The sequence below is a fragment of the Cutibacterium porci genome (assembly GCF_009696315.1).
GTDB classification, from domain to species: Bacteria; Actinomycetota; Actinomycetes; order Propionibacteriales; family Propionibacteriaceae; genus Cutibacterium; species Cutibacterium porci.
In genome coordinates this window covers 604,026-629,382 of sequence record NZ_VUMG01000001.1, presented here as the reverse complement: position 1 = coordinate 629,382, position 25,357 = coordinate 604,026, and the positions used below count along the sequence as shown (strand labels likewise).

Annotated in this window: 24 protein-coding genes and 1 pseudogene; 7 read left to right on the top strand and 18 right to left on the bottom strand. The window is 59.7% G+C overall.

The features are described from left to right. Nucleotides 1-17: 17 nt before the first annotated feature. Both FYJ43_RS02640 and FYJ43_RS02635 read right to left on the bottom strand, forming a co-directional pair. Nucleotides 18-1,241 carry an MFS transporter gene (locus tag FYJ43_RS02640; protein WP_154561676.1) on the bottom strand — a complete coding sequence of 408 codons (1,224 nt, stop codon included), beginning with the start codon at nucleotides 1,239-1,241 and terminating at the stop codon, nucleotides 18-20. A gap of 1,202 nt (nucleotides 1,242-2,443) precedes the next feature. Beyond that, nucleotides 2,444-2,713, bottom strand: coding sequence for a hypothetical protein (locus tag FYJ43_RS02635; RefSeq protein ID WP_195839894.1), 270 nt, complete (start codon nucleotides 2,711-2,713; stop codon nucleotides 2,444-2,446). A 216-nt stretch (nucleotides 2,714-2,929) separates the two neighbouring features. Here FYJ43_RS02635 and FYJ43_RS02625 point away from each other — a divergent pair. Continuing rightward, nucleotides 2,930-3,355: pseudogene (locus tag FYJ43_RS02625) on the top strand (PRD domain-containing protein); the annotation flags it as partial. Nucleotides 3,356-3,443: 88 nt separating this feature from the next. Here the strand turns inward: FYJ43_RS02625 and FYJ43_RS02620 are convergent. Then, nucleotides 3,444-3,983 (bottom strand): FxLYD domain-containing protein, encoded by a 540-nt coding sequence (locus FYJ43_RS02620; protein ID WP_154561668.1) that lies wholly within the window; start codon nucleotides 3,981-3,983, stop codon nucleotides 3,444-3,446. Nucleotides 3,984-4,134: 151 nt separating this feature from the next. Between FYJ43_RS02620 and FYJ43_RS02615 the strand changes: the two genes are divergently transcribed. Further along, on the top strand, nucleotides 4,135-5,391 hold the full coding sequence (locus FYJ43_RS02615) for a sensor histidine kinase (RefSeq protein ID WP_195839861.1): 1,257 nt from the start codon (nucleotides 4,135-4,137) through the stop codon (nucleotides 5,389-5,391). 31 nt (nucleotides 5,392-5,422) lie between these two features. Further along, complete coding sequence (locus FYJ43_RS12455; RefSeq protein ID WP_326833249.1) at nucleotides 5,423-6,076, top strand: response regulator transcription factor; 654 nt, start codon at nucleotides 5,423-5,425, stop codon at nucleotides 6,074-6,076. A gap of 1 nt (nucleotide 6,077) precedes the next feature. Here FYJ43_RS12455 and FYJ43_RS02605 read toward each other — a convergent pair whose 3' ends face one another. The 6 genes from FYJ43_RS02605 to FYJ43_RS02580 all read right to left on the bottom strand — a co-directional run bounded on the left by FYJ43_RS02605 (nucleotide 6,078) and on the right by FYJ43_RS02580 (nucleotide 11,831). Then, on the bottom strand, nucleotides 6,078-6,971 hold the full coding sequence (locus FYJ43_RS02605; protein WP_154561664.1) for a rhomboid family intramembrane serine protease: 894 nt from the start codon (nucleotides 6,969-6,971) through the stop codon (nucleotides 6,078-6,080). Continuing rightward, entirely contained in the window at nucleotides 6,968-7,867 is a 900-nt protein-coding gene (locus FYJ43_RS02600) for a TIGR01777 family oxidoreductase (protein ID WP_154561662.1), read from the bottom strand. Before FYJ43_RS02600 ends, FYJ43_RS02605 begins: the two co-directional genes overlap by 4 nt. Nucleotides 7,868-7,935: 68 nt before the next feature. Further along, nucleotides 7,936-9,420: a DHA2 family efflux MFS transporter permease subunit gene (locus FYJ43_RS02595; RefSeq protein ID WP_154561660.1), complete on the bottom strand. Its 1,485-nt coding sequence runs from the start codon at nucleotides 9,418-9,420 to the stop codon at nucleotides 7,936-7,938. A gap of 157 nt (nucleotides 9,421-9,577) precedes the next feature. Continuing rightward, the gene (locus tag FYJ43_RS02590; RefSeq protein WP_154561658.1) at nucleotides 9,578-10,447 is read right to left on the bottom strand and encodes a 5-oxoprolinase subunit C family protein; all 870 of its coding nucleotides are present in this window, start codon (nucleotides 10,445-10,447) and stop codon (nucleotides 9,578-9,580) included. Beyond that, nucleotides 10,444-11,064, bottom strand: coding sequence for a 5-oxoprolinase subunit B family protein (locus FYJ43_RS02585; RefSeq protein WP_154561656.1), 621 nt, complete (start codon nucleotides 11,062-11,064; stop codon nucleotides 10,444-10,446). The genes FYJ43_RS02590 and FYJ43_RS02585 overlap by 4 nt, the downstream gene beginning before the upstream one ends. Then, the gene (locus FYJ43_RS02580; protein WP_154561654.1) at nucleotides 11,061-11,831 is read right to left on the bottom strand and encodes a LamB/YcsF family protein; all 771 of its coding nucleotides are present in this window, start codon (nucleotides 11,829-11,831) and stop codon (nucleotides 11,061-11,063) included. The genes FYJ43_RS02585 and FYJ43_RS02580 overlap by 4 nt, the downstream gene beginning before the upstream one ends. Nucleotides 11,832-11,952: 121 nt before the next feature. Between FYJ43_RS02580 and FYJ43_RS02575 the strand changes: the two genes are divergently transcribed. Genes FYJ43_RS02575 through FYJ43_RS02565 form a run of 3 tightly spaced genes read left to right on the top strand, consistent with a single transcriptional unit; the run spans nucleotide 11,953 to nucleotide 14,716 of the window. Then, entirely contained in the window at nucleotides 11,953-12,717 is a 765-nt protein-coding gene (locus FYJ43_RS02575) for a DUF969 domain-containing protein (protein ID WP_154561652.1), read from the top strand. After that, on the top strand, nucleotides 12,714-13,700 hold the full coding sequence (locus FYJ43_RS02570) for a DUF979 domain-containing protein (RefSeq protein WP_154561650.1): 987 nt from the start codon (nucleotides 12,714-12,716) through the stop codon (nucleotides 13,698-13,700). The genes FYJ43_RS02575 and FYJ43_RS02570 overlap by 4 nt, the downstream gene beginning before the upstream one ends. Beyond that, on the top strand, nucleotides 13,697-14,716 hold the full coding sequence (locus FYJ43_RS02565) for a DUF2891 family protein (protein WP_326833248.1): 1,020 nt from the start codon (nucleotides 13,697-13,699) through the stop codon (nucleotides 14,714-14,716). The genes FYJ43_RS02570 and FYJ43_RS02565 overlap by 4 nt, the downstream gene beginning before the upstream one ends. A 76-nt stretch (nucleotides 14,717-14,792) precedes the next feature. Here FYJ43_RS02565 and FYJ43_RS02560 read toward each other — a convergent pair whose 3' ends face one another. After that, the gene (locus FYJ43_RS02560) at nucleotides 14,793-17,321 is read right to left on the bottom strand and encodes an ATP-dependent Clp protease ATP-binding subunit (RefSeq protein WP_154561646.1); all 2,529 of its coding nucleotides are present in this window, start codon (nucleotides 17,319-17,321) and stop codon (nucleotides 14,793-14,795) included. A gap of 262 nt (nucleotides 17,322-17,583) precedes the next feature. After that, nucleotides 17,584-17,901 (bottom strand): histone-like nucleoid-structuring protein Lsr2, encoded by a 318-nt coding sequence (locus FYJ43_RS02555; protein ID WP_154561644.1) that lies wholly within the window; start codon nucleotides 17,899-17,901, stop codon nucleotides 17,584-17,586. 138 nt (nucleotides 17,902-18,039) lie between these two features. Between FYJ43_RS02555 and FYJ43_RS02550 the strand changes: the two genes are divergently transcribed. Continuing rightward, nucleotides 18,040-19,224 carry an NADH-quinone oxidoreductase subunit D-related protein gene (locus FYJ43_RS02550; RefSeq protein WP_154561642.1) on the top strand — a complete coding sequence of 395 codons (1,185 nt, stop codon included), beginning with the start codon at nucleotides 18,040-18,042 and terminating at the stop codon, nucleotides 19,222-19,224. A gap of 77 nt (nucleotides 19,225-19,301) precedes the next feature. Here the strand turns inward: FYJ43_RS02550 and FYJ43_RS02545 are convergent, their stop codons facing one another. The 7 genes from FYJ43_RS02545 to ftsH form a co-directional block, all read right to left on the bottom strand. Further along, nucleotides 19,302-19,979, bottom strand: a complete 678-nt coding sequence (locus FYJ43_RS02545; protein WP_154561640.1) for a cell division topological specificity factor MinE — start codon at nucleotides 19,977-19,979, stop codon at nucleotides 19,302-19,304. Between the two features lie 98 nt (nucleotides 19,980-20,077). After that, nucleotides 20,078-20,617, bottom strand: coding sequence for a DUF3180 domain-containing protein (locus FYJ43_RS02540; protein WP_154561638.1), 540 nt, complete (start codon nucleotides 20,615-20,617; stop codon nucleotides 20,078-20,080). Continuing rightward, on the bottom strand, nucleotides 20,614-21,171 hold the full coding sequence (gene folK, locus FYJ43_RS02535) for a 2-amino-4-hydroxy-6-hydroxymethyldihydropteridine diphosphokinase (protein ID WP_326833247.1): 558 nt from the start codon (nucleotides 21,169-21,171) through the stop codon (nucleotides 20,614-20,616). The genes FYJ43_RS02540 and folK overlap by 4 nt, the downstream gene beginning before the upstream one ends. Then, entirely contained in the window at nucleotides 21,168-21,530 is a 363-nt protein-coding gene (folB, locus tag FYJ43_RS02530; RefSeq protein ID WP_154561636.1) for a dihydroneopterin aldolase, read from the bottom strand. Before folB ends, folK begins: the two co-directional genes overlap by 4 nt. Nucleotides 21,531-21,583: 53 nt before the next feature. Further along, a complete protein-coding gene (gene folP, locus FYJ43_RS02525; protein ID WP_326833246.1) occupies nucleotides 21,584-22,432 on the bottom strand; it encodes a dihydropteroate synthase in 849 nt (282 codons plus the stop codon). 35 nt (nucleotides 22,433-22,467) lie between these two features. Next, nucleotides 22,468-23,085, bottom strand: a complete 618-nt coding sequence (folE, locus tag FYJ43_RS02520) for a GTP cyclohydrolase I FolE (RefSeq protein ID WP_154561634.1) — start codon at nucleotides 23,083-23,085, stop codon at nucleotides 22,468-22,470. A 13-nt stretch (nucleotides 23,086-23,098) separates the two neighbouring features. Beyond that, entirely contained in the window at nucleotides 23,099-25,258 is a 2,160-nt protein-coding gene (gene ftsH, locus FYJ43_RS02515; RefSeq protein ID WP_154561632.1) for an ATP-dependent zinc metalloprotease FtsH, read from the bottom strand. Between the last annotated feature and the right edge of the window lie 99 nt (nucleotides 25,259-25,357).

Sequence of the window (25,357 nt, the reverse complement as noted above, 5' to 3'; positions counted from 1 at the left end):
ATGCATGTGAGTGGCAGTCACGGTATCTCCTTTTTCGAGTTGAATCGATGAGGGTTCAGGAGGGCGTCGGAGTCGCGAAAGGCTGATCTGACTAAGACGGTGACCAGGATCACCACTACGATGACCAAGGCCACGCAGCCGATGGTGACTGCTAGGCCGAACCGCTGCCACACCTCACCCATTCCGGCGTTAACGACCACGGCCACAACGAGGCTGATGGTCGAAAGCGCCGAGAAGCCGCCATTGCGAATGTCATCGGGCAACATCTCCTGCTGCCACGCTCCCAGCTCGACGAACATGCCCCCCAGGAAGAACTCCGCGACGACATAGCCCGCGAGGGCGACCCAGAGAGTTCCTCCGGCCAGAGCCACGACCAAGAAACACGCCGAAATCCCAGCCATGGCCGAAAAAGCGCCTTGTGGCCTGGAAACCTTCACGAACTTGGTGCAGAAAGAACCCACCGCCGCAGCGATCGTCAGTGCGCCCAACACCGCCCCGTTCGCTTCCAGGGGAACACCGGCTGCCGCCAACCTCGGCTGCCACGTGACGACCAGCCCGGTCATGCACACCGTCGACAACCCGGACGCGACGACGAGCGGGAGAATCGTCCGGCTCGCGCACCAGCCGAAGGACGACCTGAGCACCGCCAGCACGGGCTGCCGCTCGCTTGGCCGGACATCCTTGGGCAACCACAGGCACACCACGAGGGCGAGCACGAGCAGCCCGGCCGCAGTACGAAGGATGAAGCGCATGTCGCAACGTGCCCCGAGGACGAGCACCGCCATGGCGCCCAGGAACGAGGCCATCCAGTGCACCGACTGGGATTGCCGGGAGTACTGCGCAATGGCATCCTGCTTGTCCTCCTCGGTGACCGTTCCGAGAAGAATCGGCCAGACTGTTCCCGATTGCAGGGCCATGCCGATCGTCCACAACAGCAGCGCACCACCGGCAGCCAGGGCCGAGGATGCGAAGGATAGGGCTATCAGGCCCACCGCCCACGACAACAGCCCTGCCAGGAGTATCCGTCTGTGACCGTAGCGGTCGGCCATGGCTCCACTGGGGGCTTCGACGACCAAGGACACACCCGTAGCGAGCGCCAGCACAAAGCCGATGGCCCGCCCGTCGAGAGGGATCGAGCGTAGGAAGATGACGTACACGGCGCCGAACATGAAATCCCCAGCGCCCTGGAACGCTGCGGCGGTGAGCAACAGGTTCTTGGTGCGACGTGACAACGGCATCATCAGCGCTCTCTGCTGGGCGGCGGCTCTGCTTCACATACCAACTCGCAGGAGGTTATGCCGACGCCGCAGGCAGCATAACTCTGTCAAGAAGTTCTGCTAAGAGCGTACTCAGGCGATTTCAAACTGTCAACGAATCTCTGGGATTTTGTTGGGCTCTTCTGTCGGTTTGGGTGAGTGTGACCAGGGGACTGAATCTCACAAAGCGAGACACCTTCCTCAACCTGCCCTGACGCCGACACTGCCCCACATCCTCATCGATTGACGTCTAGATGGTTGATTCTCGGGAGTCAGTGAGCGCAGTGTCGGGGCTGTCGGCCCAGGCGGTGTGGCTGTGGGGGCGGCTGGCTAGTGACCCGGCCGTTGTGGCAGGGCTGGTTCGCCGTTCTCCATAAGACTTTGGCTCGCCGGTGTGAGGGGATCATCTGTCAGAGTCGGCGTGGACCAAGCAGGTCCAGCGGGCGGTCCGTGAGGTGGCTGGCCCAGCTGACCTCGGTGCCGCCCTACCAGCTGGCAGAGTCCGACCGGCTCGACGAGGGCTGGGAGCAGTTGCCCCGCCAAGTGATCGGGGGCGGTGATGGAACGCACCGCTGCTGATGCTGCGATGTAGGTGCGTCACCGGCTGGCATGGAGGGCCACTGCGGGATCGGGCCGATGGACCTGCGCTCCGGTGGCCCAGGCCGCCGGGGACGTGGGATGCTACTCGATCCGGTCCAGGGTGGTGCGCGCCCACCTGGACCACACCGGGGTTCTGTCCATCCAGTCGTTGCCCAGGGCGGGCCGCGCGAGTCTGGTTCGACCCCGACATGCCCTGCGACCCGGACACCCGGGACTGGTCGAACGGCCGCGAGTCCAACGCCGATCAGGACGAGGGACAGGCCGAAGAACCTCTGTAAGTTTCGTTCACCATGATCTAGACGATCCCCATGACGAGATTCCAGACACGGTGGTCGCGTCAGCGAAGAAACCCAGCCACGCGCGCCCGTGCGCGGCGGGTGCCCCGCCGCGATCACCACGATCCATGATCACACCACCGGCGGTCCCCCAGGTGCCCAAGAGCCCCGACGTCGCGACACCATCGCCGCCATCGACCTGGCAGCCATCTTCGAGCGCCACGAGCTGAACGAGCCCAGGCCGTCGCTGTCTGGAACATCCACGACAACTATCATCGACCCTACACCGCCTGCCGAGACCAGCCACCCGCATCACGACTCCCCGCAAGCGTCAGCAACGTCATACGCAACTACAACTGTCCTGATGTCGTGCAACAGGAGGGTTCGGGCCAGGCCATATCCGGTCGGGCCAGCCTCGTAGATCGCCGCTGGCCCGGGCAAGGCCTTGACCCACGCCGTCACCTCCAAAGGATCGGGACAGAGCCGGGCTTTGAAGACTTCTCCGGTCTGGACGTCCATTGCATACCCCACCACACTGCGGGCATGCACATCCAGACCAACACTCGTACGCTCGGTAAACAACCGGGGCCTCCCACACATGTCGGAAAGGCCAGACAGGCCCACCCTGCCCGGCAACCCACGAATCGTTGCGCGGCAAGGCCCCGGCCCACCAGCCCCTCACCCCCGCCCCGGGGTCACCCACACCGTCTAGGCTTCCGCAACCTGACCCACTACATCGCCAGATCCCTCCTGGAAGCCGGCGGCTTCAGGCCCCAACTACACCCTCGATTGTGAAGAGCTCTCGGCATCCACCTGCAATCCGAGGAGTGGGTGGCATTCGCGCTGCATTTCATCAACCAGCAGTGGGATGGCAAGAGTGTGTCGCGCACCGTGACGATGACTCAGGCGATCTCGGAGGTTTTCACCAAGCTCGAGGATCTCTGGCATGTCGAGATCAACCGGTCATCCATGAGCGCCTCACGATTCGTCACGCATCTTCGTTATCTATTTGCTCGGGCTGCGGATAACAAGCAGCTCTCCCACATCGACCTGGACATCATAGGTCTCATGGCGAATCGCTGCCCGGAGGCCACTTCGGCCGCTCTTGAGGTCGCCAAGAGTATCTCGACGGCAATCGGCGACGAGCTGACGAAGGCCGAGATCAACTACATCGCACTACACACCACCCGTCTCTACAGCGAGGTGATGGACGCGGACGATTGACCTCCTGCCCAATGTCGTTGTGGACTTGAGGGCATGGGTGTGGCGGTCTCTCATTCGAGAGGCCGCCACCAGAACCACAATGACGGAATCAGAATCCCGACAACTCCTTGAACTTCACCTTTGCGACGTCCCCGTCGAGGCAATACGCCTTGAATTTCCATTTACCGTTGGCGTCAATGCTCTCTGTCGTATCCGTGCAGGTTCCAACATTGGCCCCCGACTCGTCGTAGGCGTTGAAGGTAATCGTCACGAGAAGCTTCACCGGCTTGTCTGAGTTGTTTGAAACTGTACCCGTCACCATCGGACTGAACTCGTCCTTCTTAAACGTGTAGTCCTTCTCCAGAACGAGACGCTCAGTCGGCTTCGTCTCCTCGGCAGGTTTATCGGCTGCCTTCTTACTTTCCGCCTTCTTGGCTGCCTTGTCGTTGGTCTTGGCTTCACTAGACGCGGTCGTATTCGTCTTGGTATCGGTGCCGTCGCCGTTATTTCCCAGCGCGCCAATAGCGACAACAAGCACGACGACGGCGAGCAACCAGAACCACACGCGCTTATAGATCGGCTTCTTTGGCTTGGGCTGAGGGGCCTGCGGTTGCTGCTGGGGCTGGCTCTGCCAATCGTTCTGAGTCATGACTACTCCTGGGTTGTTCTCGATTGATGTATCAAGTCCACCGCCGCACGCCCCTTCTCCACATCGCCCAGATGGTCAGAACCACATCTGCCGATCGGCCACACCACGCCTCCCGAACGGCGGTGCCCCAGGTACAGGTCGACTCCGTAACATGACTGCCGTGTTCGCGTTTCAGAAGATCGGCCGCGACAGCCGTCCAGCGGTATGGCGGACCATCCTTCTAGCCTTGGTCAGTGCCTTTGCTGGCCTGTTCAGCATCGTGTACTCACCCGCGGGGTTTCGGGCTGGGACTCCGGCCGGAACCGACATTGACGCCGCAGTGATCGTCGTCTCGGTGATCCTGGACATCGCCCTGGCAACGGCTTTGGTCTGGCGTCACCGCTTCCCCTTCGGATTGACGATCGCCGCTGCGCTCAGTGCCGCTGCCCTGCCCGTTGGGTCGGTACCTGCTCTCATTGCCCTGGCAGCCTTGCTCGGCCGACGGCGCGGTCCTGCAACATGGTGGTGCACCGGTCTGGTCGCTGTGACGACTGCCATCGACGTCATTGCTGACAGTCAAGCCCAGCCCGTCGGGGTGTCGCTCACGGCATCGCTATTTCAGGCAACCACGTCACCACAGGCACGCAACACGACGTCTATCCTGACGGCCCTGCTCCTTACGGCGACATTCCTGGCCATCGGGATAGGAGCCGGTCTCATCCGCAGTTCGCGTCGTGAAGCCGTCGTGAAGGGTCGGGACCTGTCTGCCGCTCACCAACGCATGGCCCGGCTCGATGACGAGGTTTCACGCCGTCAAGAGCGGGAGAAGATCGCTCAAGAGGTACACGACTCCCTGGGGCATTCGCTATCGCTGATCTCACTGCAGGCCGCATCCTTGGAGACCGAGCTTGACGGCACCGACCACGCCGACAGCGCCAAGGCACTGCGCGAATCAGCGGGCAAGGCGATGTCTGAGCTGAGGTCCTTGCTCTCTTTGCTCGCCGAACCCATGTCGTCGGCGCCGAATCTTCCGTTGTCGAAGCTTGCAGAAGTCGTGGAGGACACGTTTGGCGCCGGTCAGCCGATCACGGCATCGATTTACGTCTCTGAGGGAGACTCTGCTGATCCTGCCCTCTCTCGGGCAGTGTACCGAACCGTCCAGGAGCTGCTGACCAACGCTGCCAAACACGCGCCCGGGACAACTGCCGCTCTCAAGGTCCGCGCTTCACCCGACGACGGAGTCCGCATTGAATGCTCCAACCCGATCGTCGAAAGCGGGCAGTCAGAGGGGTCAAGGCGTGGGCTGCCAGGCATCACGGAAAGGGTCAAGCTGCTCGGCGGCACTGTGCACTGGACTGCGGAAAACGGGGTGTTTTCAATCACCGTTTTCATTCCGTGGCGCAGCATCTCTCGGGACCGCACCTCCTGACGCGGAAGCCCCTACGGATACCATGCGTTGAGTGGTAACCGTTCTCCTCGTCGACGACGATCCGTTGGCACGCACTGCTGTGGCGACAATCGTCGGACACGACGACGCCATTACGATCGTGGGGCAAGCTGGAGACGGCGAATCGGCTGTCCGCATGGCACGTGAATTGCGACCAGACGTCGTCCTCATGGATCTTCGTATGCCCGAAATGGACGGCGTGACAGCCACGGCAACGCTGCGAGCCGAACCGCAGCCACCTCAGGTTGTCGTCCTGACGACATGGGACGTTGACGACGCAGTCATGTCGTCCATCAACGCCGGGGCCTCAGGATTTCTCCTCAAGTCCGCGGCGCCACAGGAGATCACCACAGCCATCAAGGCAGCCGCTGCCGGGGATGCTGTGCTGTCACCGCGAAGCACCAAGCAACTTCTCGACACCGTACGCACCGATCCTTCCCGTCGTCGGCGTCGTACGGCCGCCAAGCAGCTCTCCCAGCTCACCGAACGGGAGCGCGACATCGCTATCGAAGCGGCCAAAGGATTGTCGAACGCGGAGATCGGCGAACGCCTCTACCTTGCGGCCGGAACCGTCAAGTCCCACCTGGCAAACATCCAAACCAAGCTCGGCATGTCGAACAGGGTGCAAGTAGCCGTCCTGGTAGAGCGAGCCGGCCTACTCGATTAGCTCATAGCATGTAGTACTTCAGCACCATCAAGGCCACGAGCACGCCCAACACCATCGCCATCCTCGGCCAGGTCTGGGGTGACTTACCGGCCTGAACGCGTTTGGGATCGTCGAAGAAAATGACGCCGCATGCCAGTCCGACGATGAATCCGCCGAGATGGGCCTGCCATGCGATCCCGGAGATGAAGAACAAGAGTGCCGCGTTGATGGCCAGCACGATCCATAAATCCCGTGTCGACGCTCCAAGCCGTTGCTGCACAATGAGCAGCACGCCGAAGAGGCCAAAAATTGCACCTGAAGCCCCGACGACACCGTTGTCAAGGTTCGGCAGAATCGTACCGTCGCCATGATCACTGGCCATCAGGCAGAACAACACTCCCCCACCTAGGCCAGATACGAAGTATGCCGCAAGGAATCTAGCGCGCCCGAGAAACGGTTCCAAAGATCGCCCTAAAGCCCACAACGCGTACATATTAAAGCCGATATGAAAGATGCTCAGTGCGTGCCCGAACATTGATGTCACGAATCGCCATGGCTCGGTAAATCCCAGCCGTGGAATCAACACAACAGCCTCACGCACCGGAAAGCTTAACCACTCCCCCACCCATACCAGGAAACAGATACCGATGAGGATCCATGTGACGATCGGGACGTCATTGCGACGCTTTGCTCGAGCAACGGGTTGGGGGGCCGCCTGTTGATATGACCCCGAGGGAGGCGCCCAGGTCGGATCTACACCTTCCGGATCGGAGGTTGGGGGTGGAGCCGTGACTCCTCGCTGGGCGTGTCGGGCGGACGGTGCGGCATCGCCGTGGCTCTGTTGTGGTTCCTCCGGCCACGATCCCCACTCGTCGGGGCGGGAAAAGCTGTCGGGGCGTTGGGTGTTGTAGCTCATCGGCGTCCTGCAAGTGCTGACGTGATTGACTCGGTAATAGAAGTGTCACGGAACTCGAATCCGTGCTCAAGGAGTTTGGTAGGCCTGACCCGCTGCCCGGCACACAGCGTCTCCTCGACCAGCTGAGACCCGAAGATCATCTTCGCTGCCGGAACCGGAAATGGCATCACAGCTGGACGGTGCATCGCCTTCGCCAGCGCTTTCGTGAACTCAGCATTCGTACACGGCTTGGGGCCAACGAGGTTCACCGGCCCACTTATGGAATCGTCAGTAAGGATCTTTATCATTGCCGACACGTGATCCTGCAGACTGATCCACGACATATATTGACCGCCGTCACGGATTCTTCCACCCAGCCCGCACTGGAAGAGCGGTCGCTCCTTACCCAGCATGCCGCCGAAGGAACTCATGACTTGACCGGTTCGCAGGGTTGCTACCCGCACCCCGTCAGGGGCGGAATTCGCGGCTGCCTCCCAGCGTTGGCACACCTCGGCCAGGAATCCCGCGCCTGCAGGATCATGTTCGTCAAGCCATTCATCACCGTGCGGACCGTAATATCCGGCTGCGGAACCGTTGAGGAAAACACGGCAGCGCGGCGAAGACGCCAAAGCACGGACGATAAGGCGCGTCGAATCGATGCGAGATGCGAGGATGCGAGTCTTGCGCTCATCGGTCCATCTCCCGCCAGCGATCGGCGCTCCAGCTAAGTTGACCACCGCGTCAACGTCGTCAAGGAACGGCGGCGCGATGGAGAGCGTGTCTAGATCCCATCGGCGATCAGAGGGCTGGAGGGGTTCATGACGAGTCAATGTGACGACGTCATGGCCTTCCTTGCGCAGCCGCTGAACTAGCGCTGTGCCGATGAGACCGGCAAATCCTCCGATGGCAATCCTCATGTGGTCATCCTACGGGGCTGACGAAGAGCGTCCCCGCACCGTCCATCGTCCTCACAGCACGGATGTACTCACGACTTTCGCTGCGGCGAGCGCTGAAAGTCCGCAAAAAATGCACAGACGATCGCGCACATTGTTCCAGCGATAATCGTAATGAACATGGATTCGCCAAGGCCTCGCCCTAGATCGTGACGAGCCATGATTCGGGCATCCATCATCATTGCGATGAAAGCCGATCCTAAAGCGGACCCGACCTGACGGGTGGCGTTATAGACTCCCGAACCAGCTCCAGCGTCGGCCTGACCAAGGTCATCGGTGCCAACCAGAGAAATGGGGCTCCAGGTAAGAGCCGAACCGACACCGGTAATGGCAGCCAGCACCGGAAATACCCACAAACTCGTCGACGGCACCGTCAACAGCCACCATCCGAGCGAGGAGATCACATAGAGCGCGACGCCAATGGCAGCCAACCGACCCGACCGGCGGCGCTGGAGAACTCGTCCGATCAGAGGAGACAGCACCCCAGACACGACGGCGGTTGGGATGAGCAGCAGGGCGGCTACAGTTGGGGATTTTCCGCGCACGTTTTGCAGGTAGACAGCGGTGGGCAAGAAATAGGACGTCACAAGAATGCCCACCAAGAAGATCGCGATATTGGCGAGGGTGAAATTTCGTTTAGTGAACAGTCGCAGCGGAACCAACGGCTCAATAGTGGTCGAACGGGGGTGCAGGCGCAGCTGCGCCCACTGCGTCTGCGACAAGACGAAGAGAGTCATAAAGACCACGCCGAGGACGATGAGGAGTGGCACCGAGATGACGCCGGTAATCGTTCCCCAGTTGTACTGCTCTCCCTCCTGAATCCCGAATACCAGGAGGGTCATGCCAATACCCGATAGCACGACGCCGAGCCAGTCAAAGGCGTGGCCGTGGGTCTCGAGAGCAGGCACATTTCGGATAGCCAACCACAAACCGATAATGGCAACCGGGACGTTGACGAAAAAGATCCACTCCCAGCCCAGGGTATCGACGAGAATGCCGCCGAGGACAGGACCGACGAAACTAGCAACACCAGCAGTGGCTCCCCATATGCCCATAGCAGCACCGCGCTTTCCCGGCGGGAAGAGCCGAGTAATCATCGACAGTGACTGCGGGGTCATGAGGGCAGCGCCGATACCCTGAACAGCTCTGGCCGCGATAAGGGCACCAATTGTCGGGGATAGCCCACATGCTAATGAAGATACCCCAAAAACGACCATACCGATGATGTACATGCGGTGCGGTCCCCAGCGATCTCCCATACGCCCGGTAATCAGCAGCGGCACAGCGTAGGTAAGCAGGTAAGCGCTCGTAATCCACACGCCTTGATTGAGGTTAGCGTTGAGGGCGCGGATGGTTGCTGGCAAAGCAGTTGTGACGATCGACGTGTCGACGAGGATCATGAAGAAGCCGATGAGCAGAGCCCACAGTGCGCTCCAGGCCTGCTCCTCCGTGATGATGTGCCCATCCCGGTCCCGAGCAAGGCGCTCGGGATTAACGGACGATTGCTCAGACGACAAGAGGTCTCCTAGGGACAAAAAGAGATCGGGCCAGGAAGTGATCGTACCCCTGTGGGTCGGTCGGGGTAGACGTCACGTCACGTCGCCCTCCACCTCTGCACCCTCACGAACAAGGACTTCACTAGGCATTATGCTTATAGATGAGATCGTGAACCCGTCACCAGTCATGGGATGTCATCGCGAACCTGACCACGACCCCAGCCCGAGCTTGCGCAAGACGATCCGCATCCTCAGGATCAACCACCCCAATTACCGGGTATCCCCCAGTCGTCGGATGGTCTGGCCCAAAAATGAGCGGCACCCCAGAGGTAGGTACTTGGATCGCCCCTCGTATCACTGGCTCACTGGTCAATTCTCCAGTCACCGCCCTTTCTAAGGATGGCCCCTCAAGTCGGGTTCCGACGCGGTCGCTGGCATCCCCGACTCGCCAGGGCGCCTGTTCAAGGCGGTGCCGCGACGCATCAGTAAACCAATCGTCGCGAGGGCCCCATACTCCATGAAGGACGAGTTCCCGTGACGGCTGGGGCGCGTCGACGAGGGTTGTCGAGATGACGCCAGCGCGGCCATGACCGACGTTAACGCAGTCGCCTGGCGTGAGCGGTGCCGGACCGATTCCACGGGTCGGATCAGCTGAAACGCTGGAAAAAGTAGGTGTTGCGTCAATTCCTCCACTCACAGATACGTAGCTGCGCAGGCCGTGTTCCGGCGCGGAAATACTGACGGTCTGACCACCTTTCACGAGAAAGCCCCCACCGTTAGGGCGGGGTGTTCCATCGAGATGTACCTGGGCATCGGTTCCCGTCACCGCAACAAGGACCGGCCCACCAACGCATCTCAAGCGCACCGGTCCAAGGAGAACCTCTAGACACCCCAGCCCAGCGCCATTGCCGACGAGCCGGGCACCATCCAGATAAGCCTGCCGATCCCATGCACCGCAACCGCTGATCCCTAGATCCGCCCAGCCGCGACGTCCAGCGTCCTCAATGAGTGTTCTCGGCCCGGCTGCCTCCACCACAAAGTAGGTCATGAATTCACCACCTCGAATGTAATGACAGCTCCCGGCAGCAGGAGAGCTGGTGGATCCGCATTCTCGTCCCACAAGACGGCGTCGGTCGTGGCAATGATCTGCCAACCACCGGGGGAAGCTTGCGGGTAGGCGCCGGTGAATCCGTCAGCCAGGGCGATACTGCCCGGTGGAATCCTGGTTCGAGGGCTATCGCGACGTGGAATCCGGTAAGGCCAATCAGCTCCGGACATATACCCGAATCCGGGCATGAACCCGGCGAACTCGACCGTCCACGGTTGACTGCTGTGGCGTCGTACCAGCTCGTCGGTGGTCATGTTGAGCAGGTCTGCTACGTCAGATAGATCCAGTCCGTCGTACCGAACCGGCACCACGACGGCCTCCTGCTTACTCTGCTCGATGTCGTCCAGCCCCTGAGCGATCACGTCCCGAACGTGGGTCACGGCTGCCGGTAGCTGATCGGGGGACTCAACCTCGATAAGCACCGTCGTTTGGGCCGGGATGAGATTGACCGTTCCCACTGCCGGATGCTCCCTCAAAGTCCGGTGCAGGCGTCGACGTTGACCAGCATCGTCTAGCTCGATGAGCACCGCCGTTCGGCCAGCTGGCAGCAGTTTCATGCCGCAGCCTGCAACTCGACTCCAGCGGCAGCGAGGCGGTCACGCACTGCCGCAGCCATGGAAACAGCGCCCGGAGTATCACCGTGGACACATACCGAATCGGCCTTAATAGCCACCTCGGTACCGTCGATGGCCGACACCACGCCGCGAGTCACCAAAGTCACGACCCGCTCAGCGACCTCGTCAGGGTTGTGCAGCACCGACCCCTCGTGCCGACGCGGCACTAACGTGCCGTCGGGATTGTAGGCCCGATCAGCGAACGCCTCGCGCAGGGTACGGATGCCCTGCTGCTCCGCGAGATCGAGAACAAGGGCACCTGGCAGGCCGAGAAGAGCCAGGTCGGTGCTCGAAGCAGCATTCACCGCACTGATGGCCTCGACAACTGCTTTGGCCTGCACCTCGTGGTGAACAATCGTGTTGTACAAGGCACCGTGAGGCTTGACGTAGCGCACTTCGGCACCGTGCACCTCAGCAACTCCGCGAAGCGCCGATAGCTGGTAAATGACCTCATCACGCAGCCGCCCGGGATCGACGTCCACGAAATTGCGACCGAAACCGGCGAGGTCCCGATACGACACGTGTGCGCCAATGCAAACCCCATGTTCTACAGCTGCTGTGCACGTCCGCCCCATGACGACAGCGTCGCCGGCGTGAAATCCGCAAGCCACATTCGCGGAGGTGACAATTCCCAGCAGGGCCTCATCGTCGCCCATCTGCCACGACCCGAAAGATTCCCCCATGTCCGCATTGAGATCAACAGTTGCCATGGCACAAGGGTGGCCTTGAGATCTTTCCCGGTCAACACGTTGCCTCTTGGCCGCGATGTGGTACACGATCGCCCGATCGCTTCTAAAGTGACGCCACAGCATCCCCAGAAAGGAGCACGTTATGTGGGTCTTGCTCGCCGTGGCGATCGTCGTCATCGGCTTTGCCCTGCGGCTCAATGCCATGCTCGTGGTAGCCGCCGCCGGAATCGCTGCTGGCCTCATTGCCGGAATGTCACCGGTCAAAATCATCGAGACTTTCGGTACCGGATTCGCCAGCTCGCGTTCCGTGACGGTTTTCATCGTCGTGTTACCCGTTATCGGATTGCTGGAGCGCCATGGCCTCATGCAACAAGCCGGTCGTCTCATGTCAAAGATGAAGTCCATGACGGCCGGAAAACTCCTTACCGTCTACCTTGCTGTTCGCCAGATCACAGCCGCGCTGGGGCTGTCATCCATCGGTGGACCAGCCCAGGCAGTGCGCCCCCTCGTCGTGCCGATGGCTGAAGCCGCCGCCCAACGCACCCACCCGCGATACACCCACAAAATGCGCGAAAGGTTGCGCTCTTACGCATCCTCAGCAGACACAATTGGGCTATTTTTTGGTGAAGACGTCTTCATTGCCATCGGGTCGATTCTGCTTATTACAGGATTCGTTGACGCTACCTATAACCTCAAGCTCGAAGCTCTGCAAATTGCTTTATGGGCAATCCCGACCGCTATTTGCGCCTTCCTCATCCACGCGCCACGGCTGTGGTTGCTAGATCGTAAGCTCGCGAAAATGGCCGCCGAGGGAGGCGACGACGTCGACGTCGACACCACGTTGGAGCCTGGCCACACCGTTAGCCTGCCCTCAGGTGGAAACCCGGAGCAGGAGGACAATCAATGATCAAGGTTGAATGGTTCTACTGGCTATGTGGTCTCCTTTTTCTCGTCATCGCAGTCGTCCGACTGCGAGACCGCGACGACAGCAAGCGTTTCGGATCCGCCGCATTTTGGGCGATTTTGGCATTTTCATTTGGCTACGGAAGTTTCGTCGTCAACAAAACTGCCCCTGCCCTCGTCGAGGGCATTGCGGTACTCATCCTTGTCGTGCTGGCCGCATGCGGATTCCCAGGTCGGGGTTCTACCGAAACCACGAGCGACGCCGAACGAGAAAAGTCAGCAACGAAGTTCGGCAATAAACTCTTTATCCTTGCCCTTATCATTCCGATCGTGGCAGCCATTTTCGCAGTGGCTGGTATGCGTAACGTGTCGGTGAGCGGTACTCCGTTGCTAGAAACCGGTATGGCGACAATCATTGGCCTGGGTGCAGCATCACTTATCGCCCTGATTGCAGCCATGATTATGTTCAAGGAGCGCTCGCCGATGGTGGCCTTCAAAGAGGGCGACCGGTTGCTTGGCCACATCGGGTGGGCAGCGATCCTGCCGCAGTTCTTAGCGACCCTCGGCACCCTTTTCAATAATGCTGGCGTCGGGGATGCAGTCGGACACATCACCTCGTGGATCCTTCCATCAGGGAACCTCTTTGCGGCGGTATGCGTCTACTGCCTCGGGATGGCGCTATTCACCCTCATCATGGGTAACGCCTTCGCCGCGTTTCCGGTGATGACTGCTGCCGTCGGGTGGCCGCTGCTCGTGCAACACTTCCAAGGCAATATGGCCGCGATCTTCGCCATGGGCATGTTGGCAGGGTTCTGTGGCACGCTCTGCACGCCAATGGCCGCGAATTTCAATCTGGTTCCGGCTGCACTCCTTGAACTTGATGACAGTTATGGTCCAATTAAGGCACAGATCCCCACCGCTATTCCACTACTAGCCTGCAACATTCTCATTATGTATCTGTTCTGTTTTCCAGGAGGTTTACTGTGATTCTCGACGACTATGCCCAATCTTGGGCGAGAACCATCATTGACGGACTTAACCGTCCTTTCCCGTGGGGGTCTGCCCACCAGTCTTCAGGGCCTGACGACGTCGACGTCACGCCGTGGCGTCTCCACCCGTGTTTTCATGGTTGTCTGGACTGGCATTCCTCAGCCCATATGCAGTGGTCTGCTCTGACTCTCATCGAACGCGCACACCAGGCAATCGACCGCGCAACGATCGACGAGCTCACGGGTATTCTCGATGCGCGTCTGACCGATGCCAATGCTCACGTGGAAGCCGAATACCTACGAACCCATCGTGGGTATGAGCGCCCGTATGGTTGGGGGTGGGCTGCTCTCCTTTCCGCTACATGTGCTGCATCAACCGTCTCGACACGTCATTTAGAGTGGGCCTCAGCTACCGCCATCATTGGCCGTCAAGTCTTCGATAATCTCCTTACCTGGCTACCGACGATGACGTTCCCCGTGCGCACTGGCACCCATGACAACACCGCCTTCGGTATCGGCTTGTGCCTCGACGCGGCGCGGTCGCTGGAGCGTCGCGACATCGTTGAGGCCATCATTGAGCATTCCCATCGCTTTTTCGACGCCGACGTCAATTACCCATCGTCGTGGGAACCGAGCGGAAATGATTTCCTATCAGCAGCACTGAGTGAAGCTCACCTCATGGCTCGGGTATATGACGCCGAGGGCCGCTCTGACGAGTTCGGGGCGTGGCTTCACGCATTCCTGCCACACCTAGGGCACGCTGACGACACCCTCCTCGACGTGCCAGAGGTCACCGATGGTACAGACGGCAAACTCGCCCACCTGTATGGACTAAGTCTGTCGCGTGCCTGGCAACTGCGCGCATTAACGACGTGGCTTGACGATGACGCGCGCCGTCGCATCGAAACCGCCACCCAACGTCAGATCAGTAAGGTGGCCGCACAGATCACAGACGGCGACTTCATGGCCACCCACTGGCTGGTGTCCTTCGCCCTGCAAGCGGTGATGGCGTAAAACGATGCTCCGGCCCTGCCACTAACACACGTGTGGCCCGACGCTCAACGCGCCGGGCCACAACCGTCAATCCGTCTTACTGACCGTCGTTATTCTCCCCCGCTGAGGAGGTCAGCTCGGCAGGCACTTCATCGGGCAGCTCAGAACGCTCCGTTCCCTTAAATACGAACGGCTCGTCGGAACCCTCCGGGGCTGCGTCGACAACCACGATCTGTCCGGGCTTGACCTCGCCAAAGAGGATCTTCTCAGCAAGAACGTCCTCAATGTCGCGCTGAATGGTTCGACGCAACGGGCGAGCACCCAGCAGCGGATCGAAGCCGCGCTTAGACAACAGTTCCTTAGCAGCCGGGGTGACCTCGATGCCCATATCTTTATCGGCCAGTCGACCCTCCAACTGACCCACCATCAGGTCAACAATCCGCAGAATGTCAGGCTGGGTGAGCTGGTGGAACACAATGATTTCGTCAAGACGGTTGAGGAACTCGGGGCGGAAGTGTCCTTTAAGTTCCTCGGTAACCTTGGCCTTCATCTTCTCGTAGCTGGACTCGACGTCGTCAGCCTTGGAGAAACCGAGGTTGACGGACTTCGAAATGTCGCGAGTACCGAGGTTGGTGGTGAGCACGATGACGGTGTTCTTGAAATCCACCACACGGCCCTGAGCGTCTGTGAGACGTCCCTCGTCAAGAATCTGCAACAGGGAGTTGAAGATATCGGGGTGGGCCTTCTCAATCTCGTCAAAAAGAATGACGCTGAACGGCTTGCGACGCACCTTCTCGGTGAGCTGGCCGCCCTCCTCATATCCAACGAATCCAGGCGGGGAGCCAAACATCCGCGATGCAGTGTGCTTCTCGGAGTACTCGCTCATATCGAGGGTGATGAGAGCGTCCTCATCACCGAACAGGAATTCGGTGAGCGCCTTGGTGAGCTCAGTCTTACCGACACCCGACGGTCCGGCGAAAATGAATGACCCTGCCGGGCGCTTCGGGTCTTTGAGACCAGCTCGCGTGCGTCGGATCGACCGGCACAGGGCCTTGACGGCGTCCTCCTGGCCGACGTAACGCTTACCGATCTCGTCCTCCATGTGAAGCAGACGCTGAGATTCCTCCTCAGTGAGCTTGAAGACGGGAATCCCGGTAGCCCCCGAAAGCACCTCAGCGATCTCGTCGGAGCCGACCACGGCTGGCGCCGACTCGTCGCCCTGCTTCCATTCCTCCTCCTTAGCCTCGCGCTCGGCAAGGAGCTTCTTCTCATCGTCACGCAGCCCGGCGGCACGCTCGAAGTCCTGAGCGTCGATAGCGGCTTCCTTTTCCACACGCACATGCGCGATCCGCTCGTCAAACTCGCGCAAATCTGGCGGCGCCGTCATGCGGCGAATGTTCATCCGCGCACCGGCCTCATCAATGAGATCAATGGCCTTATCGGGCAAAAAGCGATCTTGAATGTAGCGTGACGCGAGATTCGCTGCCGCAGTAATAGCTTCGTCCGTAATGGTGATCTTGTGGTGAGCCTCGTAGCGATCGCGCAGGCCTTTGAGGATCTCAATAGCGAGCGGAATCGACGGCTCGTCGACCTGAATTGGCTGGAAACGACGCTCCAGTGCGGCGTCTTTCTCAATGTACTTGCGGTACTCGTCGAGGGTCGTCGCACCAATCGTCTGCAACTCACCGCGAGCCAGCATCGGCTTAAGCATGCTGGCGGCGTCGATCGCTCCCTCAGCAGCACCTGCACCAACAAGGGTATGGATCTCGTCGATGAACAAAATGATGTCGCCGCGATTCTTGATCTCCTTGAGGACCTTCTTCATCCTCTCCTCAAAATCGCCGCGATACCGCGACCCGGCGACCATCGAGCCGAGGTCCAAAGAATAAATCTTCTTATCGCGCAGGGTTTCAGGGACATCTCCACGCACAATCGCCTGAGCCAGGCCCTCAACACACGCAGATTTACCGACGCCAGGCTCGCCAATGAGAACCGGGTTGTTCTTGGTGCGCCGGCTCAGCACCACCATCACCCGCTCGATCTCCCTTTCGCGGCCAATGACAGGGTCGAGTTCACCATCGCGAGCCGCGTCGGTGAGATTGCGACCAAACTGGTCAAGAACCGTCGCCGATGATTGTTGCGGCCCAGCCTCGGGGGCACCAGATGTGGCAGCCTGACGCTCGTCGCCTTGGTAACCCTGCAACAACTGCAAGACGCTATTGCGCACCGTGTTGAGGTCAGCGCCCAACCGGATCAGCACCTGAGCAGCGACGCCTTCCCCCTCCCGGATAAGGCCAAGCAGAATATGCTCAGTGCCAATGTAGGAGTGATTCATCTGGAGGGCTTCGCGCAGGCTCAGCTCAAGGACCTTCTTGGCACGCGGAGTAAAGGGAATATGGCCCGTAGGCGTCGAGGTGCCGTGACCAATTATTTCCTCCACCTGGGCGCGAACAGCCTCCAGTGAAATGTCGAGGGACTCGAGAGCCTTGGCAGCAACGCCCTCGCCCTCGCTAATGAGCCCGAGCAACAGATGCTCAGTGCCAATGTAATTGTGGTTCAGGGCCTTGGCCTCGTCCTGGGCCAGGACGACGACCCGACGGGCCCGATCGGTGAACCGTTCAAACATGAACTCTCCTTGTACGTGGAGTAGACCAATCACCGGCAACAGCGGCAATCCAATCTACCCGCGGTCGCGTGAAACCTTCATGCAACCAACCGACGACACTGGACCGCCGGTCTGTGTGCTCAGTCTAATAACCGCTAACGACAGATCTGAGATACCCGCTTACGCCGCTGGCACAACGCCAACTGAAACAAGTACGACGCCGGAGCCTTTCCGCTCCGGCGTCGCCACTAACACGCCTTGTCCGGCGGTCACACGACTGAAATCAGTGAGTGCGCTCGTAGGCCTCACGAATCTCATTGGATACACGACCGCGCTCCGAAACCTTGTAGCCCTGGCTCTTCGCCCACTTACGAACCTCATTAGCAGTCGGGCCACCAGTTGGCCGACGGCCACGAGTGCGACGGCCACCAGTGCGACGAGCATGATCAACCCATGCGGACAGATCATCACGCAGTTTCGAGGCGTTCTCAGCGGACAGATCAATCACATAGTTAACACCATCAAGAGCGAAATTGACGGATTCCTCGGCCGGGCTTCCGTCCACATCGTCGACAAGATCAACACGCACGCGCTGTGCCATAGCATTCCTTTCAGACTTGTGCCGTAGATACAACTCCGGCTTTCAGAAGACAGTTTATGTTCATAGCCGGGAAAATCACAAGACGGTTCCAGTTTTTTATCAACGAATCAGTGTCGTGAAGATGCATCTGACGGTGCAATGCGGCATCCTCATGGTGTGCTCAGTTCCACGCGAAAGATCTTGTTCGTTGTCGGATCCATGCCGTTAACACATCATACTCAATCCCCCAATGACGATACTGGCGGGAAATACGATGTGATCAGGCTCGATCTCGGGCGCCTTCACCCCACTCGGCCAGGGCTCGTCACTATAGACACAACCGTTGACGGCGATCTCATCGCATCTTCACAGATAAATATCGGCAACCTCCACCGCGGTGATGAAAAACTCTTCGAAGTTCGCGATTACCGACAGATTCCGATGCTTGCGTCACGCCATGACTGGACAGCCCCATTCATCAGCGAGACCGGAGCGGCCCATGTCATCGAGGAAGCGATGGGTATTACTGTTCCAACTCGCGTGACATGGATACGCACCCTACTTGTCGAGTTCAACAGAATCACATCGCACCTGGCCTTTTTGTCATGGGTTGGCCATCACTGCAACGATGACGGCCTTGAGAATGCAATAGCTACTGCAATTGAAAACGCCCGAAGGATCTGGCAGAAGCTGTCTGGAAATCGAATCCATCCCATGATCACTAGAATCGGCGGACTCCAGATCGACGTCGACGCTGAATGGCGGCTCAGTGAATGGCTCGACGACGTTGATGCCCTTACGCCGCAGTTGCGTTCTGCCCTCGACGCCGCCCCAGGCATTCACGGTGTGGCCGTCATTTCCGCAGAAATGGTCGACCGTTACGGCCTATCAGGACCAGTCTCCTTAGCTAGCGGGGTCGACCTCGACACCCGCAAACGCGCTGCAGTGTACGAGGAACTGACGTGGCCAGACGTCGCCACAAACCCCGATGGTGACGCCTACGCACGCCTGGCAGCGTTGTGTAACGACGTCACAGTGTCGTCGAGTCTGTGCCATCAGATCCTCGACCAACTACCAAGCCTGGATGGGCCACTGACGACTCGTCTACCGACCGCCCTCAAGGTACCCCGGGGACGCACCTGGACGGCTATGGAGGCCCCGTGGGGACGCGCCGGATACCTATTGGAGTCACGAGGCGGCACAACGCCGTGGCGGATGGCTCTGCGCACCCCCACCTTCGCCAACGTTCAAGCCTTGGATGCAGTACTTCCTGGCACCCGGGTTGCCGACGTCGAAGCCACCATTGCTTCTATGGGATGGACGCTGGGAGACCTCGATAAGTGACTTCGCGTCGGGAAGGCGAAAAACGGCGTGGGGCCCAGCTATCTAGCTGGACCCCACGCCGCTGGGCGGGCTATGTGTCAGGCGTGGCGACGAGCCTCGCTGGTCTCGTCGGACAGGCGCGGGAAGGCGACCCGGGATAGGTCAGCAATAGTGGCATCGTTACCACGCTCCCAGATCTCCTCAGCAGTGGGGACACCGGCATCGGTGACAGTACGCAGGGTAGTCAAACGTCCGGACCTACCATCAGCCAGCAGAGCGTCGAGCTCGGTCTCCAGCTCGGTAATACGCATCTCAAGGGAAGCCACCTTCTTATTGCCAGCGGTGACCTTGTACTGCAGAGCCGCCTTGTCGCCACGGAGAGTCGACAGCTCATTTTCTGCCCGATCAAGCTTGGCACGAGTATCAGCAAGCGTCTTCGAAATAGAGCCAACCCGTCGCGAGAACGTGTCGATGATCTCCATCGACTCGGCATGATGGCGCTTTTCCTGCTCCGAAGCAGCGTGACGAAGATCTTTGAGGGCGTCAAAGTGCATCTGGCGGATGGCATCAACCTGACGCCACGCCATGAAGACAGACACCCAAGCGCCCACGAGGGCCACAAGCACACCAGCTCGCACAGCCCAGATAGAAGGAATTGCACCACACACGACGGCAACTACCGTCGCCACAATGAGAATAATAAGAACGCCTTTGCGCTCGCCAGTACCCTTTTCAACCCGTTTCAGATCATGCTCGCCGCTCACGCGCAACATCATATCCCGCAACGAGACCCCAAGTACAGTCCGTTTAGGCTCTGGTCAAGCACTGAATACCGGCGAGTCGCAATCTCGTCTGCCGTCGCGCCTCGGGATATTTATGGGGTGCCGTGCTTATCGGCGTCATCAGGACCCTTCGGAACCTTACAGGCGTTCTCCAAAAACCACCCAGCCCACGTCATAACCGCGCATGCGATAGCCGTTGCTCCTCCAACAATGGTGCGCTGACGCGGATATGGAATGTTGAGGTGCCACACGAAGGTCAACATGTACACGATGCACGCGCCAACAAGCGCAGCGCCAGAAAGGGCGATAGCCTTGCCCAGTGCTAGCGAGACGAGACCCTGATTCGCTTCGACTACACGCGCTGGATCGACGACCTTAGCGCGAAAAGCCCGGGCATATCCCCACGTCGCAATAGCAGCGACAAGGACGATTACCGGCAAAGACCACGGCAGAATCGGAACGGTATCGTCATTGATCTTATAAATGCTCAGTGCAAACCATCCCAAGGCAGCCCCGCATAGAGCTGCCACAATTATGACCTTCCAGTCAGTCGGAGCGAGGCTACCCTGAGGATCACCGCCATCGTCGGGTCGGCGATCATCGTCCCAGTCAGGTGGCAGACTTCGTGTCATACATCCTCCTCGTCGCTCCTGCCACCCAATCCTTCCGCAACCGTGACCCCAGCCACATCAATCCGGTGCGGATAAGGCTTGACGGCGTCAGCGAGCTCGTCGGCATCGAAGGAGGCCAGCAGGTCGGCGACCCTGCCATACCCCGGCAATTCGGCCTGGGGATCGGCATCGCGCCACGGTACAAGCACGAATGCGCGCTCGTGTGCACGGGGGTGCGGAAGGGTCAACTCATCGGTGGTGAGGGTCTCGTCACCGACACAAATGAGGTCAACGTCGAGGGTGCGGGGACCATTCACTACAGTGCGCTCTCGCCCGTGAGCCTCCTCAATGACGTGAGCACGCTCCAGCAGGACCGACGGAGGAAGATCACTCGTTGCGACGACGACGAGATTCAAAAAGTCGTCCTGCTGAACTCCCCCGACGGGAGTGGTGACGTAGACAGGAGAGACGACGACGTCGTCAATACCGGGGGTTTCGGCGATCAGACGAACAGCGTCACACACATGAGCAAAGGAATTTCCCACATTGGAGCCCAGACTAAATACAGTTTTCACTCGGCATCCTTTCGACACGTGACAGCCACGTCATCAAGCGCAACCCCGACCGGGGCATGTGGCTTGTGGACAGTCACCTGGACGGAACTAATTCGCGGACTGATCGCGAGAACGGCATCAGCGATCCTGCCAGCTAGAGTTTCGATGAGGTTCACCGGCTCCCCCATGAGAACATCGAGCACCCGCTGTGCAACTAGCGCATAGTTGACGGCATGGGTGAGGTCGTCACAGACAGTATCCATGTCGACGTCGAGGCTCACGTCAACGCTGAAAGTCTGGCCGAGTTCACGCTCACTGGCAAGCACGCCGTGGTTCGCGTGGGCACGAATGCCCGTTAAAGTGATCTGTCCGTCGGTCATGACGGAAGATTACCTGTTCGCCGCAATCACGCATCCCAGGCGCACACCCCGCTTCAGGAGAACAGACGGGCGACGACGTCCATCGCGTCACGATTGCCACGAACCTCGTGGGTACGCACACACCAGGCGCGGTGAAGGGCGAAATACGTCGACAGAGCCATGGTGCTCGCATCGCGTTCCAGAGCAGGACGGTCTTGGCCGTTGTGGGCAAGGAGCTCACCCAGGAACCGTTTGCGGCTAACACCCCACAAGACGCGGAGATCAGCGAATCCCTGCTGGAAAGCATCAACGGCGTCGATGAGCTGCCAATTCTGCTCAGCAGTCTTAGAAAAACCAATGCCCGGGTCGACGATAATGCGCTCCCGGTCGATTCCCGCAGCAATAGCGGCATCGACCTGCTGGGAGGTCTCACTAATAACATCGGTGACCACGTCCTTGTAATCAACGAGACTCTGCATGGTGGAGGACTGACCGCGCCAGTGCATGAGCACATAGTCGACGTCGGCTTCGGCAACAACATTGAGGATGTCAGGTTCGGCCTTGCCCCCCGAAACGTCATTAATAATGGAAGCACCAGCCTCGATGACGGCCTTGGCCACCGAGACACGCATGGTGTCGACGGAGACGGTGACCCCGTCAGCCACCAAGGCCTTAACGACGGGAAGGACGCGTCGCAACTCCTCGTCCTCAGGGGTGCGCTCAGTGCCCGGACGGGTGGATTCGCCACCGACGTCAATAATGTCTGCTCCATCGACGACGAGATCGCGGGCATGGCGGATGGCCACTTCGGGATCGGCCCACATACCTCCGTCAGAGAACGAGTTGGGGGTGACGTTAACGACCCCCATGACGAGAGTGCGGGCGGGATGCGGGTTGGTGTTTGCGGGGTCCACGGAGATCACGACCGCAGTGTAATCCCGCCTCGGTGGACCTAGCGTCACCTCCCGGTGATCAGCCCCATCGCCTCGGCTCGCGTCGCTGGGGTGCGCAGCACCCCACGCACCGCCGAGGTCACTGTCCTAGCCCCCGGCTTGCGGACCCCCCTCGTCGTCATGCACATATGCTCAGCCTCAACGACCACGATCACACCCCGGGCGTCAAGGTGCTCGACCAAGGCATCGGCCACCTGGGTCGTCAACCTCTCCTGCACCTGGGGGCGACGCGCATAGACCTCCACCAACCTGGCAATCTTGCTCAGGCCAGTCACTCGACCGTCCTTGGCCGGTATATAGCCAACGTGCGCAACCCCCACAAAAGGCAGCAAGTGGTGTTCACACATCGACTGCATCTCAATGTCGCGCACTACCACCATCTCGTCGTGGGAGATATCGAAGGTCGTCGCCAGCAACTCCCCTGGATCTTGGTTCAACCCGCCGAATAGCTCCTCAGCCGCCTTGGCCACGCGCATCGGGGTATCACGCAGACCATCGCGGTCAGGATCTTCACCGATCGCCAGCAGGAACTCGCGGATAGCTGCCACAGCTCGCTCACGATCAACCGACAATTTCGTGGAACTCACAGCCGACAGCCTAGAACGACGGCCTGCCGCATACATGCGGCAGACCCGATCATGACCTAGGTGGACCCCAGGGGTTTCCACCCGACGGCGGTTGCGGACCTTCACCAGGCTGAGTTGGCCCCTGAGCCGGTGGCTCAAGTGGCTTTCCTCCCCCACCGCTGGGCGGCTGCCAGTCGGACGGAGGCTTCCACTCACCGGGGGTACCCTCCGGCAAGTCTCCACCCGGCTCAGGAGTCGGCGGGGCGATCACGCCTCTGCGGGGTGCACCGACCTGCGGGGCATCCTCGTCTACGCCAGCGATCTGTGGCGGGGTGATCGGCGGTTTATTGGACGGGATACGCCGATCAGACCCAGTAAACGCACCGCGCTCAGGCCACCGCTTTAGCGGCTTGAAAATCTCAGCGACCTCAGCCTTACTCAGCGTCTCCTTTGCGAACAGCTGACGCACAAGTTCGTCAAGCACCTCACGGTTGGCGTCCAGGCAGTCGAATGCCTCCTGATGAGCATTTTCGAGCAGCTCACGCACCTCGTCGTCAATGATCTTGGCAGTCTCGTCGGAGTAGTCACGCTGCTGTCCAGCAGTCATACCGAGGAAGGGCTCGGTATCCCCAGACCCCAACTGCACGGTGCCGACGCGCGCCGACAAACCGTACTGAGTCACAAGAGCCCGAGCCACCTTCGTGGCCTTCTCAATGTCGTTGGAGGCGCCGGTCGACGGATCATGAAAGATGAGTTCCTCAGCCGCACGGCCACCCATCATGTACGCCATCGAATCGAGCAACTCGCCGCGCGTCTGAGAGTACTTATCAGAGTCAGGCATAACCATCGTGTAGCCCAGCGCTCGACCACGCGGCAGGATCGTGATCTTTTGCACCGGGTCGGTGCCTGGCATGGCCGCAGCCACCAAGGCGTGACCACCTTCGTGGTAAGCCGTCACCAAGCGCTCATGCTCGTTCATGAGACGGGTCTTCTTTTGCGGGCCAGCGATGACGCGATCAATAGCCTCGTCCAGCTCCGCGTTACCAATAACCGGCAGGTTGGCGCGAGCTGTAAGCAAGGCGGCCTCATTGAGGACGTTGGCCAAATCGGCACCTGTCATACCGGGGGTACGGCGGGCAATCGACGCCAGGTCGACGTTATCGGCCATCGGCTTGCCGTGGGCGTGAACCTTGAGGATCTTCAGACGACCATCGAGGTCAGGAGCCTCCACTGCGATTTGACGGTCGAAACGGCCAGGACGCAGCAAAGCCGGGTCAAGGACGTCGGGACGGTTCGTCGCCGCGATGAGGATGACGCCGCCGTGAACGTCGAAGCCGTCCATCTCGACAAGCAACTGGTTCAACGTCTGCTCACGCTCGTCATGGCCGCCCCCCATACCGGCACCACGGTGACGACCGACAGCGTCAATCTCATCAATAAAGATAATCGCCGGAGCGGCCTCCTTAGCCTGCTCAAAAAGGTCGCGCACCCGAGAAGCGCCGACGCCGACGAACATCTCAACGAAGTCCGAACCCGAGATCGAGAAGAACGGCACCCCAGCCTCACCGGCCACTGCACGGGCCAGCAGGGTTTTGCCAGTTCCAGGCGGGCCATACAGCAATACACCCTTAGGGATCTTGGCTCCCACCCGCTGAAACTTCGCCGGCTCGGCAAGGAATTCGCGGATCTCTTGCAGCTCGTCAATCGCTTCCTGGCAACCAGCAACGTCGGCAAAGGTTGATTTGGGAGTGTCCTTACTGCCTACCTTGGCTTTGGATTTACCGAATCCCATGACGCCGCCGCGGCCACCCATGCCCTGTGCCGCATTCATAGCCCACAAGAAGAACAGCAAAATAATGACGAACGGCAAGAAGTTGATAAGCAGAGCCTTCCAGATGCTCTGCCCGGGGTTTTCGCCTTGCCACGACTTCAGCGTCTTCGCCTCGACCCGATCGTTGAGCTTGTTAACAAGCTGATCGGACTGGTTACCAACCCAGTACGAGCGATACTTCTTGTCGTCGTTCTCAGTGATCTTGATGACCTGATCGCCGTCAGTCAGTGTGACGTTATCCAGCTTCTTCGAGCTGTTGATGATACTGACAGCCTCAGAAGTCGGAATGTCCTTGTACCCGTTCCCTGACCCGGTGAACTGTAAGAACACAATGATCAAGCCGATGCATAACAGGATCCAGATCAGAGGACCTTTGAAGATGCGGGACGCGTTTTTCATAGACTACCTAGAGGCATGATGGGTGGAACTCAGAGCGCAACCCTACCAGCGCATGACAACATTCAACGCACTCCAACGTTCCGCGGACAGCTCACAGCA